Origin of the sequence: Flavobacterium cupriresistens, from assembly GCF_020911925.1 — a bacterium.
Taxonomy (GTDB): Bacteria; Bacteroidota; Bacteroidia; order Flavobacteriales; family Flavobacteriaceae; genus Flavobacterium; species Flavobacterium cupriresistens.
Genome location: NZ_CP087134.1, coordinates 2,587,379 through 2,607,081 on the forward strand (window position 1 = coordinate 2,587,379; position 19,703 = coordinate 2,607,081).

Below are 19,703 nucleotides of genomic sequence, written 5' to 3' on the forward strand. Positions count from 1 at the left end.
AATAAAAGAAGATAACAGGGACTATGATGTCAAAAAAGACAAGTGGGAACAAAGTATCGGGAAAGCCAAATTTGTCAAAAAAGACGATGTTGGGGTGCTAAGAGTCTCATTTTTTGGTCCTTTTTACTAAGGTAGTGAAAAATAAACCCGACAGGTTTTTAAATCTGTCGGGTTTATTTTTTAGTTTGGTAATAAATTAAGGAGTAAAAACAGTTTTGTAATTATCCCAATATCTGTAGATCAAAAATAAATTGGCTAAGAATAATAGTCCTGCTATCGGCAAACCTTCCGGAGCCATGAAATAATTAATAAACAAAATATTGATTGTAATTGGCAAGATTAAAATATTAGCCAATGTTACAAAACGACCCGTTAAAAAAGCAATTCCGCAAAGCAACTCTACTGATTTTGCCAATGGCAATAAATAAGTTGAGGCCACTAAGCCCATATTAAAAGCTTTAAAATTTCCTGTAACTTCCGGTTCAGGAGCCAGCTTAAAGAAAAAACTGATTGAAGCAAAGAGCAACAAAAGGCCAATCAAAACTCGAATAATAATAGTAGCAATTTTCATAATACTTAGGATTTTTAAGAGGTTGAAAAAAATAATTATGTGCTTGATATAATTTGAATTCTCGTATAAAATGAAAATCAATTTTAAACCTTATTTTACTGAGGATTTTACAATCAAAACAATCTATTTTAAGATTAATAGAATGCTATATCAAATATAACGAATTTTTTCTTATAAAATTGTTACTTAATTAACAGTTTTCAGCTTATTTCTTTACGTATTTTTTATACAGGAAAAAGCCACTAAAACCCATCAGAATAAAAGGCCATAGATTAAGAATAAAGACAAATATGGCTTCAAGAATGTACCAGCCATTTTTTAAAGAATCAATGATCTGAATGCCTAAGTTTGGCTTGTAAGCGTTACTGTCTTTTTCGCTGGCTGTAATTTCCTGTTTTGTCGTTTCCTTTTGATAAAGCTGTAGCGTAATGGTGCTAAAGTTGATTTGATCTTCCATCGACAGTTGGTCAATTATAGTATTGTCTTTTGCTTCTTTTTGGGTGGCTAAAGCATTTTCTGCCTGCATGATATCGGTCATTTTTTTGCCTTTGGTATCAATTGCTTTTGCGACTCTTTTTTCGGTAACGACATTTCTTTTCTGTGCCAGTTGATTGGATAACAATTTTAAAGAAACATCATCCGCTTTAATGACTCTCGAGTCCAGAAAATCAATTTGTTTGGCAATGGTCTTGATTACGGTATCCAATTGCGTATTTGGTACACGAATCGTAACATTGTTTTCAACCGTATATTTTGTAGTTTCTAAAGTGCTGTCCTGACTAATTTTGGTTTTAATCTGTTCCTGAATATTACTTTGTAAGTTGGTATAGGTGACAAAACCTCCAAATTTCTGAACTGTATTTTCAATCGCATAAGTTGATTTAGCAACATTTTTGACTTTAAATTTAATATCGGCGGTTCTGATGAACTTTTGCTTACTGTCTTTTTTCTCTACTGCGGCAGAAGAAGAGACTGTGGCGCTGTCTGCAACTGCAGTTGCATAATCTGCGGTCTGATCGTTAAGTGATGCATCATCTGCTTTTTTGCAGGAATATAGCAATGTAACAGTTGCCAGCGTAGTTAAACTTACTTTTGTAATTGTTTTCATAAAGGATTAAAAGATTAAAAGAGGATTAGTTATGGATTTACACGATGTAAACCGTTTTTATTTTTAGAAACAGCTTTAAGGATTGGTATTAATCTCGTATACTAAAAAGCATGCCAATATTTTTTCCGGTATTATTTTATTGAAGGATTTTTTTTGTCGTAATTTTGAAGTCTAAATTATACCACTTTTGAGAGTTACAATTCATAAACCTATTGCCAATCCGGAGCAACTTAAACAACAGCTTTTAATTTGGTCGCAACAATTCCGTGAGGTTATTTTTTTGGACAGTAATTCCTATCCACAAGAATATTCAAGCTTTGATTGCCTGCTTGCTGTAGATGCTTTTACTTCTGTGAAAACAGATTTTCATAACGCTTTCGATGATTTGAAACAATATCAATCGACCACGAAAGATTGGCTTTTTGGATATTTAGCTTACGATTTAAAAAATAATATTGAGAGATTAAAGTCGTCCAATTTTGATGGATTGAATTTTCCGGATTTGTTTTTTTTTCAACCTAAAAAAATATTTTTATTAAAAGGAAATGAACTTGAAATTCAATACCTGTTTCTTTGTGATGATGAGGTTGAAGTTGATTTTGAAGAAATTATGAACAGTCATTCTCAATCATTTGAGACACTGGGAGCAATCGAAGTACAACAACGAATTTCAAAAGAATCTTATGTCGAAAAAGTGACAAAAATGCTGGAGCACATTCACGTAGGTGATATGTACGAAGCTAATTTTTGCATGGAGTTTTTTGCTGAGAATGCCATTATAAATCCTATAGAGAAATTTCAAAAGTTGAATGAGATTTCGCAAGCGCCTTTTTCAGTTTTCTTTAAAAACGATAAGCAGTTTTTGCTTTCCGCATCGCCCGAACGGTATCTGAAAAAGGTTGGAGATACGTTACTATCTCAGCCCATAAAAGGAACTTCGAGACGCTTTTCAGATTTTACAGAAGACGAAAAATCAAAGGAGTATCTTAGGAAGGATGCAAAAGAGCGTGCCGAAAATATCATGATTACCGATTTGGTTCGAAATGATTTGTCGCATACTGCCCAGAAAGGTTCCGTTGAAGTTACAGAGCTTTGTGCTATTTATTCGTTTTTACAAGTGCATCAGATGATTTCGACCATAACATCAAAACTGGATGCCCAATATACCCCGATCGATGTCTTAAAAACTACTTTTCCAATGGGAAGTATGACGGGAGCGCCGAAGATTTCTGTAATGAAAATTATTGAAAATCTGGAAGAAACCAAACGTGGTTTGTACAGTGGTGCCGTTGGATATTTTACACCTTCCGGTGATTTTGATTTTAATGTAGTTATTAGAAGTATTTTGTACAATCAGGAAAATAAGTATGTTTCGTTTTCTGTTGGAAGTGCTATTACGTCACAATCCGTTCCAGAGAAAGAATATGAGGAATGTTTGCTGAAAGCTAAGGCGATGCATGAGGTTTTGCAATAAAAATGAGTGGCCACGAATTACACTAATTTTCACTAATTAATGTTTTGTTGTTTGCTAATTAAAAAAAAATAATTCGTGCCAATTCGTGAAATTCGTGTCAAAAAATATAGCCACAGATTAGGAGGATTAAAATGACTAAAATCAGTGTGAATCTATTTAATCTGTGACAAAAAAAACTAATCTGCATAAAAAGTAATTCTTGTAGCTTGCTTCACCTGTTTTTTATCTGTCGCTTGAACGAAAGTAAATATTTTTATCGCGCTTAACATTTCATTTGAAAATTAATAAAATTTTAATCTTTATCTTTATCGAATGCTTTCAAAGTTTCAAAATCATGTCGCTTCCAGATTTTCTTTTTTAGAAAATAAAAAGCTCTTTCTTGCCGTTAGTGGAGGTTTAGACAGTATGGTTTTACTGCATTTGCTCAAACAATTACCATATGAAATTGCGGTTTTGCATTGTAATTTCCAACTTCGTGGCTTAGAAAGTTTTAGTGATCAGAATTTCATCCAGGAGTACTGCGACACAAATAAAACCCCTGTTTTTATAACACAGTTTGATACGGAGGCTTTTGCAAAAGACTATAAACTTTCGACTCAGGTTGCGGCTCGTGAGTTGCGCTACAGTTGGTTTTATGAGCTTTTGGAAACCGAAAATTTCGATTATATTCTAACAGCGCACCATGCCGATGATAATCTGGAGACTTTTATTATCAACTTAGCAAGAGGTACGGGATTGGATGGATTAATCGGAATACCGGAAGAAAATGATAAAATTATTCGTCCGCTTTTGCCTTTTTCAAGAGAGGAAATCTTGAAGTATGCTCAGGAAAATAATATCCAATGGAGAGAAGACAGCAGTAATGCCTCTAATAAATACCTCAGAAATAAAATCCGCCATGATTTAGTTCCGATTTTAAAAGAAATCAATCCTAATTTTTTGAATGCTTTTCAAAAAACACAGTCTTTTTTGCAGGAAGCACAGGTGATGGTCGAGGATGCTTCGATCATGATTTACCAACAGGTGGCCAAAGAGATGGAGGATGATATTCACTTTGATTTGATTCAGCTTAAAAAGTTACCCAATTATAAATCGTATCTATACCAATGGTTGAATGAATTTGGATTTGTTGCTTGGAATGATATTTACGACTTAGTGGATGGACAATCCGGAAAGCAAGTTTTTGCAGCGGAATTTCGCTTGTTGAAAAACAGAAATACATTGATTTTATCCCCGATTTTAGAAGAGGATGAAAATGAGGAATATATAATTAATGAAACAGATACAGACGTTAATTTTCCCTTAAAATTAAGGCTTTGTCAGGTAGATGACATTACTATAGATTCAAATAAGGCTATATTTGTTGCTGTCGAAAAAATCCGGTTTCCTTTGATTTTACGTAAATGGAATGAGGGAGATCTTTTCTATCCTTTTGGAATGCAGGGTAAATCTAAGAAAGTGAGCAAACTCTTTAAAGATGAAAAATTGTCTCTGCTTGAAAAAGAAAAAACATGGATTTTGTGTTCTGACAACCAGATTGTCTGGGTGGTTGGAATTCGCCAGGACGAACGATTTAAAATTGAAAATACAACTACTAAAATACTTAAAATAGAATTACAATAATGAACTCAAATCAATCTTATCAGACGATTATCTCAAAAAATGGTTGGCATAAAACCATTGTATTTTTGTTATTTTTCATTTTTGCTTTTGCAAAAGGCAATGCTCAAATTTTAGAACCGGTAAAATGGACAGCTAAAATTGAAAAGAAATCAGGAAGTAATGCGGTTTTGATTTTTGATGGTGTGATAGAAAAAGAGTGGCATATGTATTCGCAATTTACGCCAGATGGAGGCCCGCTTCCGTTGGAAATTGCGTTTAAAAATCAAAAAGGGAATTATACTTTAGTAGGGAAAGCAAAAGAAGGTAAAACCAAAACGGCTTTCAATGATATTTTTGGTGTAAATGAAACTTTCTTTGAAGGGAAGGCACATATCGAACAGGAAATCACAATTACAAACCCGGATTTAAAGACCGTTGATGTTGACTTTGACTTTCAGGTTTGTAAAGAAGTTTGTATCAATTCCAGTAAAAAGTTCTCAATTGTAATTCCGGCATCCTTTAAAATGGAGGCAGTTGCGACAGTATCGGAATCAAAATTGGACGAAACTAAAAACGCGGGATTGGCTGTTGATACCTTAACAAAAGAGGTAGTGGCACCTGCAGCAGAAAACGTAAAAACAGAAGTTACTTCAACAACAGAAAAAGCAGAAATGCCGGCTCCCACTTCGAAAAGAAGTTTGTGGTCTATCTTTTTCATCGCATTTTTATCAGGTTTCGCAGCATTGTTAACGCCTTGTGTTTTTCCGATGATTCCAATGACGGTAAGTTTCTTTACAAAACAGAGTAAAAGCAGAGCAAAAGGGATTCGAAATGCTATTATTTACGGTGTTTCAATTATTGCTATTTATGTTATTTTGGGACTAATTGTGACTAAAATATTTGGAGCCGATGCATTAAATGCGTTGTCTACAGATGTTTGGTTTAATTTGATATTCTTCGTTATCCTTATTGTATTTGCTACTTCTTTCTTAGGGGCTTTTGAAATTATGTTGCCAAATTCATGGGCAAATAAAGCCGATCAGCAAGCAGACAGAGGAGGATTAATAGGGATATTGTTCATGGCATTGGCTCTGGCAATTGTTTCTTTTTCTTGTACAGGACCAATTGTAGGGACCTTATTAGTAGAAGCAGCTTCAAATGGAGGAATTGCTCCAATTGTCGGGATGTTAGGATTTTCGTTAGCTTTAGCGTTACCTTTTATGCTTTTTGCGATGTTCCCGGGTTGGTTAAATTCATTGCCAAAATCGGGTGGATGGTTGAATACGGTAAAAGTGGTTTTAGGATTTTTAGAATTGGCTTTGGCTTTTAAGTTTTTATCAAATGCCGATTTAGTTTTACAGCTGCATTTCTTAGAAAGAGAAGTTTTTATTGCAATCTGGATCGCCATTTTTGGAGCGTTGACTTTGTATTTGTTTGGGAAAATTACTTTACCTCACGATAGTCCATTGCAACATATTTCAGTAGGAAGATTGTATTTAGGATTGCTTACCTTGGTATTTACATTTTATTTAATTCCGGGTCTTTGGGGTGCGCCTTTAAAATTAATTAGTGCGTTTCCACCACCTCCACAGTATAGTGAAAGTCCATTTGGTGTTGGAGGATCAGCAGGTTCTAATGCAGGATCGGAAGAAGGATTACCGGAAGGAGCCGAATTGGGACCTCATGGGATCATGGTTTTTCACGATTATGAGGATGGATTGGCGTTTGCAAAATCGGTTAACAAACCTATAATGCTTGATTTCACCGGTTATGCTTGTGTAAATTGTCGAAAAATGGAAAATAATGTTTGGTCTGATGAAAGAATTTTGCCAATCTTAAAAAATGATGTCGTTCTGATCTCTCTTTATGTTGATGATAAAAGAGAATTACCGAAAGAAGAACAGTTTACAACAGTTTCAGGTGATGAAATCATTACAGTTGGTGATAAATGGACCGATTTTATGATTTCAAAGTATAAAACCAATACACAGCCATTATACATTATTACAGATTTAAATGGTAAAAATTTACATAATGATAAACCAACTATTAGTTATGTTGGTGCTGATGAGTATTTGAAATGGTTAAAAGAAGGGATCACTAATTTTAAATAGGGGTTCGTTTGTTCTGAGAACAGGAAAATATAGTATTAGGTTGAATTAATTCAAAGTAAAAATCCCTCTGGTTTAAGACCTGGAGGGATTTTTTGTTTAGGAAAATGAAGGGATTAATTATTATAAAAATTCTCCGTGTTGAGAGATGTCCAAACCTAGTTCTTCTTTTTCTTCCGTAACTCTTAGCGGAGTGATTTTATTTACAACGAAAAATAGTACATATGAACCTACAAAAGCAAAAAGCGAAACTACTATTAAAGCAGTTAATTGGTTTATGAACAAGGTAGGTGAACCGAAAATTAGGCCTTGATTATCTCCAACTGCCGGATTGATTGCTTTAGAAGCGAAAACTCCGGTTAATAACATTCCTACCATACCACCTACACCGTGGCAGGCAAAAACATCCAATGCATCATCGATTTTACCTTTAGGAAATTTGCTGACAACAAGGTTACTCACAATAGCAGCAAAAAGACCAATAAAGATAGCATGCGGAATGCTTACAAAACCGGCAGCAGGTGTAATGGCAACAAGTCCTACCACAGCTCCGATACAAGCTCCCAAAGCAGATAATTTATGACCTAGAATTTTGTCAAGGAAAACCCAAGCCATTGCGGCAGCGGCAGCGGCGACAGTTGTGGTTCCTAAAGCCTGTACTGCTAGTCCGTTTGCGCCTAAAGCTGAACCGGCATTAAAACCAAACCATCCAAACCACAATAAACCAGTCCCTAATAATACATAGGTAATTCTTGCAGGATTTACTTTTTGAATTTTTCTTTTGCCTAAAAAGATGGCTCCTGCCAATGCAGCCCAGCCGGCACTCATATGTACAACTGTTCCTCCGGCGAAGTCTAATACGCCCATCTTAAAGAAAATACCTTCCGGGTGCCAAGTCATGTGGCACAATGGGGCATATATAAGTAATATGAATAAAACCATGAATAATAAGTAAGCCCAGAAACGTACGCGTTCTGCAAAAGCACCTGTAATTAAAGCAGGGGTTATGATGGCAAACTTAGCCTGAAATAATGCGAATAACATAAAAGGAATCGTAGGAGCAAGACTCCATGCGGTATTAGTACCAACCCCCTGAAAGAATAAATTAGGCATTGGATCACCGATAATTCCTCCAATAGTTGGCCCAAATGCCAGCCCAAAAGCAACGAAAACCCATAGGAGAGTAACAATAACCATGGCCATAAAACTTTGTAGCATGGTGCTGATTACGTTTTTCTTACCGACCATGCCTCCGTAGAAAAATCCTAATCCAGGTGTCATAAGCAATACAAAGGCAGTTGCTACAATCATCCAGGCTGTATCTCCTGTATCAAACTTTACAGCTTCAGCAGGAATTGGGTTATCTGATAGCATAAAATTCGAGACAAAGGTTAGTACTAAAATAGTGATAAGAATCACACTTAAAATAATTTTTCGCATAGTTAATTCGTTTTAAATTTTTTATAAAAATATAAAATGATTCAATACCCGTATAAAAAATAGGGTCATGCTCTTTATTTTTGCTAATTTTTTATTTTGACCCCCTGTTTTTTAGCGTATAATCTTTATGAGGTGGTGAAATTTTCAATTTGTTAATTTGAAAGCTACGAAATGAAGTGTATTGAGGTGATCTTAACATAAAATGAGAGAAATAATCTGACTTTAAATCTTTTTGCGTAGAAATCTTTAATAGTTTTTCTGCAAAAATGATTTTTTTAAATAAAGTATTAGATAAAACACATCAAAGATATATAACAGGTAAAATAGTTGCAAATAAAGGATTTACAATTGTTTTTCGTTTTTTGGTATAGCAGTTAAAAGCAGGAAGAAGCAAGGGATTAGAAAAGTTAGGCTACTAAATCGTTACTTTTAAAAACCCCTGAATTATTTACAATTTGCTGTTTTTAAGATTATTGTGTTGTTTTTCGTATTGTTTCCCAGCTCGATAAATTTTAATTCTAACATTAAGAAATTGTGAGTTATGGAAACGACATAAAGATCAACATTTAAGATACTATTCTACCTTAAAAAGTATGCACAGAGAGTTGGGGAATATTTATATTGTTACTTTATGGGAAGTATATTAACAAGTATAATTAACACGATAATTTTGTATTTCTAATCGATTTCAAAAGAATAAATATTGCCTTAATTTGTATATTTACTGTTTTGTGAAAAATAGTTTTCTCATACTAAACAAATGCTTGTAAACCAATCTATAATATCAGATATAAAAACCATTGTTGCCCAGTCAAAAGACAAGGCAATCCGTTCCGTTGACCATCATCGAACGCTGATGTATTGGGATATTGGTAAACGTATTTTTGAAGAAGAACAAGAAGGAAAAGATCGTGCAGATTATGGTAAATACCTCACCGAATATATCGCAAATGAATTAGAACCCGAATATGGCAGTGGTTTTTCAAAAAGACAGATAGAACTGTTTCGGCAGTTCTATCGTAATTTCCCAATTACGAATACACTGTATTCGCAATTGAGTTGGAGCCAATATAAATTACTCATAAGGATTGATAATCAAGATAAAATAGCTTTTTATATTGCCGAAACGGTAAAGAATAATTGGACAGTAAGGCAGTTGGAAAGGCAAATTTATAGCAGTTTGTATGAGCGCCTTTTATTGAGTAATGATAAAGAAAATGTATTGGCAGTAGCCCAAAATGAAAAACAACCTTCCGATGCTAAAGAAATTATTAAAGACCCGATGTATTTGGAGTTTTTGGGGTTAAAAAGAGAAGCGTCATACTACGAAAAGGACTTAGAAAGTGCCATTATCACACATTTGCAAGACTTTTTATTGGAATTGGGTAACGGGTTTTCTTTTGTAGCAAGGCAGAAAAGAATACATATTGATGGCGATGAGTTTTTTGTAGACTTGGTATTTTACAATCGTCTTTTGCAATGTTTTGTAATTATTGAAATCAAAACACATAAACTAACGCATCAAGATATTGGTCAATTGCAGATGTATGTGAATTATTATGACCGCATAGAAATATTACCTCACGAAAACCCAACCATTGGTATTTTACTCTGTGCAAATAAAAATGATGCGGTAGTAAAATTCACGCTACCAGAAGAGCAAAAACAAATTATTACCAGCCAGTATACACTTTACCTGCCAACTGAAAAACAGCTTTTGGATGAGGTAAATAAAGAGCTGGAGAGTTTTGAAGAGAAGGATAGCGATTAAAATGAATTAAAAAGACATTTAAATATATTACTACTCACGACCCATCAGAATATTTCAGAGGGATTTAGCAAATATTGGTAATAAAACGGACATTGAAGAAATTGTAAAAATCATTAACGAAGTAATCTTAAAACAACATTACGGCTTGACGAATCTTGATAAATAAGGGAAATAGAGTTAGCTCACAGCATTTGGAGAAAACTGTCGAGATCCAACCAAGATTGAGAAGAGTAGTAGATAAACCACAAAGAAGAAAATTAGTAATGATGAATGAGTTTACTCCCAACGACATCAATCAGTTCCGTTCCTTATTCAAAGGTCGTGAAGACGTATTTGCCATTCGTTGGGAAAAATCAGGAAAATCAGGTTATATGCCTGCCTATCAATACGACCTATATCATTATCGGGTACATAAAATGAATGGTGGAACTTTTCAAAATTATCCACATAAAACTTATTTGCCACTTAGTGACAATGAGATCCGAAAACATTTAAACGGTATTCAGCAAATTGGTGTATATCCTTTGTTGCAAGACAATACTTCTGGGTTTTTAGTAGCTGATTTTGATAAACAAAACTGGAATGAAGAATCGGTAGACTTCTTAAACACCTGTAAAGAGAAAAATATCCCTGCTTATTTAGAACGCTCCCGTTCTGGAAATGGTGGACACGTTTGGATTTTTTTTGGGAACCTTTATCCTGCAATCCGAAGCCGAAAAATTTTCATTTCTATTTTGGAACAATCAGGAGCATTCTCAATGTTTGATAAAGGTTCCAGTTTTGACCGACTGTTTCCTAATCAGGATTTTCTTTCGGGTAAAGGTTTAGGCAATTTAATTGCTCTGCCATTTTTCAAGCCAGCAATGGAAAATGGAAATAGTTGCTTTGTCAATCCAGAAACTTTCGAACCTTATTCAAATCAATGGCAATTTTTGAATGAAATTGAAAGAGTTTCGATTGACGTATTGGATCAATTGTATCAAGAAATTTCAACAACCCATAATTTACCTATTCGCAAAAACACCAATGGTAAATTATCAATTACACTCCAACAAAATATTCGTGTTAAAAGAAACGGACTGGTTACTCCATTAATCAATTTCCTGAAAGAAGAATTGAATTTTGCGAATTCAGAATTCTTTATCAAGAAGAAATTAGGTAAAAATACTTTTGGAACAGAACGGTATTTTAAACTCGTTGAAGAAACAGAAAATGAAATTATCATTCCAAGAGGCTTTATCGGGAAATTACTTCGGTTTTGCAAAGAACAAAAATTGGATTTTGATTTTCAAGACCAGCGAAAATTGAAAGAGGAAATCACTATTACATTCAATGCTGTTCTACGAATTCATCAAGAAAAGATTATTGAAGCTGTTTCAAAAAAGGATTTTGGAGTTATCGTTGCTCCGCCTGGTTCGGGCAAAACAATTATGGGATTGAAAATTATTGCAGAGAAAAAACAAGCAGCTTTAATCGTTGTCCACCGCAAACAACTACTGGAACAATGGCAAGAACGAGTTCAAGCATTTCTTGGAATTCCTAAACACGAAATCGGGATTATCGGTCAAGGGAAGGCTAAAATTGGAAAGCAAGTCACAATCGCTACCATTCAAAGTTTACCAAAACAAATTGAGCAAATCAAAAACCAATTCGGAACAATTCTAGTGGATGAATGTCATCATATCCCTGCGGAAACATTTCGTAATACGATTGAAAAGCTGAAAACGTTTCATTTGTATGGTTTGACAGCAACACCATTCAGAAAATACAATGACGATAAGCTTATTTTTGCTTATTTGGGCGATGTGATTTCAGAAGTATTGACCATAGAAATTGAAAAATTCAAACACGCTCAAATTATTGTCAGAAACACCAATTTGGATGTTCCTTTCAATTCTAAAACAGATAATTTTGAAATTCTTTCAAAGATTTTAGTTCACGATTCAGAACGTAATAAACTCATTCTGGAAGATATAAAAAAGGAACTTTCGTACGGAAAAAGAATTACTATTATTACAGAAAGAAAAGAGCATATTGATACGCTTTACCTTTTTCTGAAACAATCTTACGAAGTTATTACCCTAAGCGGAGATGATTCAGACAACAATAAAAAATCCAAATGGCAGGCTTTACAACAAGGCAATTTTGAGGTATTGATAACCACGGGACAATATTTTGGAGAAGGTTCGGATTTATCCAATATCAGTTCCTTGTTTTTGGTTTATCCTTTTTCTTTCAAAGGTAAACTGATTCAATATATAGGTCGTGTGCAACGCTCGGAAATCAATCCGACAATCTATGATTATCGAGACATAAAAATTGATTACCTAAACAAACTATTTTTAAAGAGAAACGCGTATTATAGTCAGATAGTTAGGCAAGCAAGTTTGTTTGATGAGCCAACCGAACTTATTCCAGAAAGACAAAATTTAATCATTGAAAAACAAATCAAAATAGCGATAGAAGATTTGGATTTTAGATATGGTAATGTTGGTTTTGAATACATTGATAAAGAAAGCAACCAACGTTTTGACTTTGAAATTGAAAACGAAGAATTCAGACCTGAATTTGGAGTGTTGAAGCCTTATTTTATAAAGGTTTTAAAATCAAAATCTGTTGCGATTAATATTTATGCTGAAATAGAAAGCGGAGTAATCTTATCACAATTAGCAACTTCTGCCGATATTGAGAACATCAATAAAGAAATGGTTGAAAGTGTGAAATTTGAGTTTTTGAACAAAAGTTTCGTCGGTCAGATTCCGACATCGAAACAAAATATTTTTACAACAAACGAACTTCCAAATAATCAAAATATTTACACCAATGCTGAAAGTATTTTGATGGATTTGTTAAAAGGAAAACAACACAAACACTCCAAACACATTCAGTTTTTGGCTGACAGGCACGAACGAAACGTAATGAAGTTACGGTTTGTTTTACAGCCGTTTTCATTTGTGTTTTTAATTGCAGGAGAACAGAATTATCACATCATTTTAGAAACTTTAGATACCGAGGAAGCAACCTATATTTGGCATACAGATAAAAAAAAATCTGCACTGATTGACATCATAAAACAAATCGAAAAAGAACTAACAATCATAAGAGAAAAAGGACGACAAGTCTATTTGGAAACCAATCCACAAAATTTTTCAAGAATTGTTCATGATTATTCAGACGACAATAAAGGATTTATAATTTGGAAAGGATTGCTGGAAGAACGGATAATCTAAGAAATAGCAATTTACACGAGTGATTGGGTAATAATTTGGAAACGATATTTTATAGTACACTATCATTTTTACTATGAACTAACGGAAATACGTTGAAAAGCAAAGCAATAAGCACCGTTACCAAATCGTTACCTGACTTTTCTGGTAATCTTTATAAAAGCTTAGTATTCAATCGATACGACTTTTTTTTTGAAAACTTTTAAATAAAAAAAGCGCCAACTGATTTCTCAATTGGCGCTTAAACTGATTAGAGTTAATCTAATTATTTCTGATTGAATTTTGCTTTAAATTTATCATTCAATTTGGTTTGAAACGTTTCCAAATTAATTGTTCTTCCCTGAATAAAAGCAGCTGTCAGTTTGTTTGTTCTCATATCTAAAGCATCACCTTCAGAAATAAATAACGTGGCATCTTTACCTGTTTCTAAGGTGCCACAGGTAGATTCAATGCCTAATAACTTGGCTGTATTTGAAGTTATCAACTGTAAAGCTTTCTCTTTATCTAAACCAAAAGCAGCACAAGTTCCTGCCAGGAAAGGCAGATTTCGTACACTCATACGTTCGTGATCTCCGCTGTTTTCAAGACCAACAATAATGCCTTTGTCTGTTAAGATCTTAGCCATTTTATAAGGCAGGTTTACATCCTGATCGTCGTTTGTCGGCATGTCATGAACACGTCTTAGTAATACACCAACATTATGTTTTTTCAATAAATCGGCTGATTTATAAGCTTCAAATCCACCCACAATAACAATCTTGTTAATTTGGTTGTTAAGGGCAAGTTGTATGGCGTCTATAATTTGTTTCTCTTCATCTGCATGTATGTAAAGCGTTTGTGTACCCTCAAAAAGAGCTTTGGTAGCTTCTAAAACTACATTCCTTTCTTTTGCAGGAGTTTGATTGTAAGCTTTAGCATTGACCAAAAAAGCATTTATCTCTTCAACTTGTTTTGGATAGTCTTTGTTAGGTTCAATTACGCCCGGTTCAAACCAAGATCCTGATCTTTTAAAACTGGAAGGGAAATTAAGATGGATTCCATCATTTTCTTTTAAAATAGCATCTTGCCAACTCCATGCGTCTAATTGAACAACAGAAGAAGTACCTGAAATAGTGCCTCCTCGTGGCGTTATCTGCGCCATTAAAACACCGTTTGGACGTACGGTTTCAACCACTTTTGATTCTGAATTATAAGCAATAATACTTCTTACATTCGGGTTAAAACTTCCAATTTCTTCCATATCATCGGAAGATTTTACCGCATCAATTTCTACTAAACCCAAAGTAGAGTTTGGAGCGATAAAGCCCGGATAGATATGTTTGCCACTGGCATCGATCGTAGTGTCGTAGGCATCAGTAGCCAATCTTATCGTGGTGGCATCTGATACTAAAGTGATTTTGCCGTCTTTAAATCCAACGGCGCTGTTTTGAATCACAGTCCCGTCACCCAAGTGTGCTGTTGCGTTTAAAATTAAAATTGATTTTGTTTGTTTTGGCGCTGGTATTTGCTGTGCTTTTATTTGAAATGATGCACAAAATAAGAGCAGCAATATATAGATGTTTTTATTTTTCATTTTATCTGTTTTTAACTTTACAAGTTTTTTAAAGGTGCTTTGATTATTGTTCTAAAGTGTCACAGTGATACTCTATCTTCTCTTTTTTAGTAGGTTTCTGTGTATTTGCTCCTTTGTTTTTTTCTTGTAACATCTGACCGATCAGGATGTTTCTTTCTTTAGTGATTGCAAGTTGTTTGTCGGCATCTTTTTCAATATCAAAATAAACAACTCCTTCGATAATTGTTTTTTCTGCTTTAGCATAAATAGATAAAGGATTATCGCTCCACAAAACCACATCGGCATCTTTACCAACTTTAAGACTTCCTACTTTATCATCGATATGCAATAATTTTGCTGGATTAAGAGTGACAAATTTCCAAGCATCTTCTTCAGAAATATTCCCGTATTTTACTGCTTTTGCTGCTTCCTGATTTAATCTTCGGGACATTTCGGCATCATCAGAATTATAAGCAACTACGACACCTTGGTTGTGCATGATTGGACCATTGAATGGAATGGCATCATTAACCTCAAACTTGTAAGCCCACCAGTCTGAAAACGTCGAAGCTCCAACGCCATGTTCTTTCATTTTATCAGATACTTTATAGCCTTCAAGAATATGAGTGAACGTGTTGACACGGAAGTTGAATTTCTCCGCAACATTCATCAACATCAAAATTTCCGATTCAACATAAGAGTGGCAAGTAATAAAACGGTCTTTATTAATGATTTCGGCTAAAGTCTGTAATTCAAGATCAACTCTTGGTGCTTTTCCTTTTTTAGAACCGGAATTAAAAGTCTTCCAGCTTTCGTCATATTCTTTGGCACGTTGAAAGTAATCAGTGAAAACCTGTTCAACTCCCATTCTGGTTTGTGGGAAACGAGTAGGGTTCTGAATGCCCCAATTAGCTTGTTTTACGTTTTCTCCTAAAGCAAATTTGATAAATTTAGGCTGATTTTTATACAGCATTTCTTCTGGTGAAGAACCCCATTTCCATTTTACAATAGCAGAACGTCCTCCAATTGGATTTGCAGATCCGTGTAATAATTGTGAAATCGTAACTCCTCCGGCTAAATCTCTATAGATATTAATGTCTTCCGAATTTACAACATCCTGAATCGTAACTTCTGCAGTCGAATTGTGTCCGCTTTCGTTTACCCCTTTTGAAATCGCGATATGCGAATGCTCGTCAATAATACCACTGGTGATATGTTTTCCTTTGGCATCGATACTAACAGCGGATGCATCAGAAAGATTTTTACCAACGGCAGCAATTTTTCCGTTTTTGATTAAGACATCGGTCTCCGTTAAAATTCCTTCTTTTTCATTCGTCCAAACCGTAGCGTTTTTGAAAAGCAGGGTTTGAGCTGTTAACTTTTTTGAGTCACCAAAAGCAACGTTAGGGTAGGTGGTCGGAATAATTACATTTGGTTTTTCTACTTTGGAAGAGTCTTTTACAGCTGTAAAAGGACTCGTTCTTTTTGCGTTCCAAATCAATTCATTTCCGTTTGAAAGGACTGCTTTTCCGGATAGATTTTCCGGGTTTTCTACAAATCCGGTTAAACGGGTGTAGTTAGATTTCGTTGTATCACTTGGTTTAAGGACAAGAGAAATCCAATTTTTAGAAACGTTTAAAGTGCTGTTTACTTTGGCAGCAGCAGCTGTAGTAACTTCAGATTTTGGAGTCGTTTCAGTTCCTGCAATTTTCCATTTGTAGGTATCGTTTCCAATGGTTAAATCGTAGTTGCCACGAATATCTTTTGCATTGATGTCATTAACGATGTATTTAGTTCCCTGAACCCAGTTTTCATACAAAATTGTTTTTTCATCAAAAATTTCACCTGATGTAATTACAAAATTGGCATAAGCACCTGTTTTTAAACTTCCAATTTCATTGCTTTTTCCTAGAATAGCAGCAGGAATTGTCGTTAATGATTCTAAAGCTTTTGTTTTATCAAAGCCCAATTTTATGGCTTTTAATAAATTAGTTTTAAAGTCTTCCGTTTTCTTTAGTTTGTCTGTTGTCAAAGCAAAAACGACTCCATTGTCTGAAAGGACTTTAAGGTTGGTCGGTGCCTGATTCCAAAAACGCATGTCTGTTAATTCTACCTGATTCGATAAATAAGGGTTAGAAACATCATAAGCTTCCGGGAAACTAATTGGAATAATAAATTTAGCATTAGTGTTTTTGATTTCCTGAATTCTTTCAAATTCATTTCCGCTTCCTTTCAAAACGTAGTTCAATCCGAATTCTTTTGCAATTTTAGACGCTCTCAAGCTGTTTAGTTTGTCTTCTGCAGCAAATATTTGAATTAGTTTTTCGTTAGCAGCCAATGCTTCTAAGGATAAATCTTTGGTTTCTGAATTTCCTTTTTTGTACCAATCCAAATCTAAATACATCTGACGCAACAAGGCCATCGAACCCATTAAAGAACTAGGGTAGGCTTGGTTGGTCACGTTACTTTTGGTAAAAGCAAAGTGATTGGTAATTTTCTCTGCTATAATTTGTTTACTGTTTTCAGTATTGTTCAAAGCAACTAATATTCCGGTTCCCTGTGCGATTCCATCAGGTATATGGGTACCAACAACTCCAAAACCGGCTTTTAATAATTCCTCTGCTTTTGCAGTATCGTATTTAAACGTTTCGGAACCGTTTAATTCAGAGCGAACACTTTCATTCCAGTAGTAGCCGACTCTTTTGGTATCATATAACGGGCTACGGTCGCCTCCCGAGCTTAGATTTCTTTTTGGTTTTTCAATTCCAAAACTGGTATAAATATCAATAAAGGAAGGGTAGATGGTTTTACCTTCAAGATTAACAACGATGCTGTTTTTAGGAATCGAAACAGCATTACCTACCGCAACGACTTTACCGTCCTGAACAAGTAAAGTTCCTTTTTCGATTTTTTGAGTTGGGGTAACATAAATGGTAGCATTAGTAAAAACCGTGTAGTTTTTATTTTTGTTTTGTACACTTTCGTTAACGGGGAAATAGCTTTGTGCCTGTGTTTTTGTTAAAAAAACAGTCAAAAAGAACAGTAGTAAGGTTTTTTTCATGGATAATTAGTATAATTTTTAATAAAAATAACAAATATTAATATTTGAACAAGTTTTAAATTAAAAATTATACTAATTATGGCATTACAAGCTACTGAGCGAGGTACTGGCTTTTTTGGCTTGTCATTTTAGAATGTTTTTGGACTGGTTCATTCTAAGTTTTGTTTTTTATTTTAAAATGCTTTCATAGCGGTTTTTTAATCCTTCCAGATAAGGCGCTTTGATTTCTGTTGCAACTTCTACTGCTTTTTTTAAGACAGCTGTTGCGTCGCCTTTTTTTCCGTTTTGCTCCAAAAGATCTCCGTATTTTAAAAAGGCAATAGGAGATTTTGGATGTAGTTCGGCATTGCTTTTTAAAATGGACTCTGCAATATATGGTTTTGTTTTGGTGTAGTCAGCTGATAAAACATCGATGTCACCCTCATTAAATAAATCAGATTCGGTCATTTTTTTTATCACCTGGAATAGTTGCTGATCCATTTTAGCCAAATCACCTTCGTTGAGTGGTTTTGTTTGTTGGTCAATAGAGGTCTGTAGTTGCTGATACAGTTTTTTCGATTCCGCTGCGTTTTTGGTTCTGTAGTTTTCGGCAGCTTTAGTGGCTAATTCTAAAGTTTTATCGTAGGCCATGTCTTTGGTTGTTTTGTATTCCGGGATTACACCAATTCCTTCCCAGTTTGTTTTTGTAACGGGATTAATACCAGTTCCGGTAGGAATGAATATTTCTAAAAGGGAATTAATTTCAAATGACTCAGCGGGATTGGCGCCACCACCGGTTGTTTCACCGATTAATGTCGCTCTTTTTTGAGTTTGCATATTGTAACTGAATTCTTCAGCTCCCGAAAAGGTTTTTGCGCCGGTAATAATAAACAAAGGAACATCAAGTCTCTTTTTTCCGTTTACCTCTTTTACCCAAAATTCTTCTGTATAGTTGTCTTTTCTAAAATACAATGTATTTAATAGTAAAGGGGCTTTAAGAAAATAACTGCATAAATATTGAACCGTTTTTGGGCTTCCGCCGCCGTTGGTTCTTAAATCAATAATGATGGCGTCCGTTTTTTCTAGTAAATACAGATAGGAATCGATGGTTTGATTCGTTTCGTGTATGAAAAAATTAAAATTAAGATACCCGATATTACCATCGATTATTTTGACTTCTCTAAAACCATTTGCCAGCTTACGATCATCGGTTAAGTTATGAAGGTAAATTTCATAAGAATCCTGGTTTGATTCTGTTTTCTCCTTTGTGGGAATAAATCTTGGCTTGATTCCCAAATGTTTGTCATCGTTAATGAATCTTACTTCTTTTGTCAGTGCTGTTGAAAAAGAATCTAACAGTTCGTATTTTTTAAATTTACCGTCTCTGTATGCCCCTTTTAAATGTGCTCCGATCAATTTTGCCTTTTCAGGAAAGATATAGTTTTTTTGAAGAAGGGAATCTATCTTTAAAACAGTTTCCTTTTTAAATTTTTCAGTTATTTTCTTTTGCTGGCCGTTTACTTGCAGGACAATACCAAAAGATAGAAGTAGCATAAAAACAAGCTGCCGACTAAAAGAAAAAGCTTTGTTTTGAATTGGTTTTGAGGTGTGATTCATAGTGGTTTTTGGATTTTTTTTGGATAGCGCTAATATAGAATTTTATTGCAAATTTTTGATGAAAAAATAGCAGAGTGAGTTGTTATTTAGTGATTTATCGATTTTTTTTTGTTAAGCCAGCTTGCGAATATACATGACGGATGTTCGTAGATAAGAGGTAATAGAAGAATGATTTCGGATATAACAGAAG

Annotated in this window: 11 protein-coding genes; 5 read left to right on the forward strand and 6 right to left on the reverse strand. The window is 34.5% G+C overall.

The window, feature by feature from the left end:
- Window positions 1–196: 196 nt before the first annotated feature.
- Together LNP23_RS11140 and LNP23_RS11145 are read right to left on the reverse strand one after the other, a co-directional pair.
- On the reverse strand, window positions 197–571 hold the full coding sequence (locus LNP23_RS11140) for a DoxX family membrane protein (protein ID WP_047778248.1): 375 nt from the start codon (window positions 569–571) through the stop codon (window positions 197–199).
- Window positions 572–776: 205 nt separating this feature from the next.
- Window positions 777–1,679, reverse strand: a complete 903-nt coding sequence (locus tag LNP23_RS11145; RefSeq protein ID WP_230004939.1) for a DUF4349 domain-containing protein — start codon at window positions 1,677–1,679, stop codon at window positions 777–779.
- Between the two features lie 187 nt (window positions 1,680–1,866).
- Here LNP23_RS11145 and LNP23_RS11150 point away from each other — a divergent pair, with 187 nt between their 5' ends.
- The 3 genes from LNP23_RS11150 (at window position 1,867) to LNP23_RS11160 (ending at window position 6,869) form a co-directional block, all read left to right on the forward strand.
- Window positions 1,867–3,153, forward strand: coding sequence for an anthranilate synthase component I family protein (locus tag LNP23_RS11150; RefSeq protein ID WP_230004940.1), 1,287 nt, complete (start codon window positions 1,867–1,869; stop codon window positions 3,151–3,153).
- 312 nt (window positions 3,154–3,465) lie between these two features.
- Window positions 3,466–4,776: a tRNA lysidine(34) synthetase TilS gene (gene tilS, locus LNP23_RS11155; RefSeq protein ID WP_230004941.1), complete on the forward strand. Its 1,311-nt coding sequence runs from the start codon at window positions 3,466–3,468 to the stop codon at window positions 4,774–4,776.
- Window positions 4,776–6,869 (forward strand): protein-disulfide reductase DsbD family protein, encoded by a 2,094-nt coding sequence (locus tag LNP23_RS11160; protein WP_230004942.1) that lies wholly within the window; start codon window positions 4,776–4,778, stop codon window positions 6,867–6,869. The genes tilS and LNP23_RS11160 overlap by 1 nt, the downstream gene beginning before the upstream one ends.
- Window positions 6,870–6,989: 120 nt before the next feature.
- Here LNP23_RS11160 and LNP23_RS11165 read toward each other — a convergent pair whose 3' ends face one another.
- A complete protein-coding gene (locus LNP23_RS11165) occupies window positions 6,990–8,306 on the reverse strand; it encodes an ammonium transporter (RefSeq protein ID WP_230004943.1) in 1,317 nt (438 codons plus the stop codon).
- Window positions 8,307–9,066: 760 nt separating this feature from the next.
- Between LNP23_RS11165 and LNP23_RS11170 the strand changes: the two genes are divergently transcribed.
- Together LNP23_RS11170 and LNP23_RS11175 are read left to right on the forward strand one after the other, a co-directional pair.
- Window positions 9,067–10,077: a PDDEXK nuclease domain-containing protein gene (locus tag LNP23_RS11170; RefSeq protein ID WP_047778259.1), complete on the forward strand. Its 1,011-nt coding sequence runs from the start codon at window positions 9,067–9,069 to the stop codon at window positions 10,075–10,077.
- A 221-nt stretch (window positions 10,078–10,298) separates the two neighbouring features.
- Window positions 10,299–13,307 (forward strand): DEAD/DEAH box helicase, encoded by a 3,009-nt coding sequence (locus LNP23_RS11175; RefSeq protein ID WP_230004944.1) that lies wholly within the window; start codon window positions 10,299–10,301, stop codon window positions 13,305–13,307.
- Window positions 13,308–13,569: 262 nt separating this feature from the next.
- Here the strand turns inward: LNP23_RS11175 and LNP23_RS11180 are convergent, their stop codons facing one another.
- The 3 genes from LNP23_RS11180 to LNP23_RS11190 all read right to left on the reverse strand — a co-directional run bounded on the left by LNP23_RS11180 (window position 13,570) and on the right by LNP23_RS11190 (window position 19,513).
- Entirely contained in the window at window positions 13,570–14,877 is a 1,308-nt protein-coding gene (locus tag LNP23_RS11180) for an amidohydrolase family protein (RefSeq protein ID WP_230004945.1), read from the reverse strand.
- A 43-nt stretch (window positions 14,878–14,920) separates the two neighbouring features.
- A complete protein-coding gene (locus LNP23_RS11185; protein WP_230004946.1) occupies window positions 14,921–17,917 on the reverse strand; it encodes an amidohydrolase family protein in 2,997 nt (998 codons plus the stop codon).
- A 168-nt stretch (window positions 17,918–18,085) separates the two neighbouring features.
- Complete coding sequence (locus LNP23_RS11190; RefSeq protein WP_230004947.1) at window positions 18,086–19,513, reverse strand: S41 family peptidase; 1,428 nt, start codon at window positions 19,511–19,513, stop codon at window positions 18,086–18,088.
- Window positions 19,514–19,703: the final 190 nt, after the last annotated feature.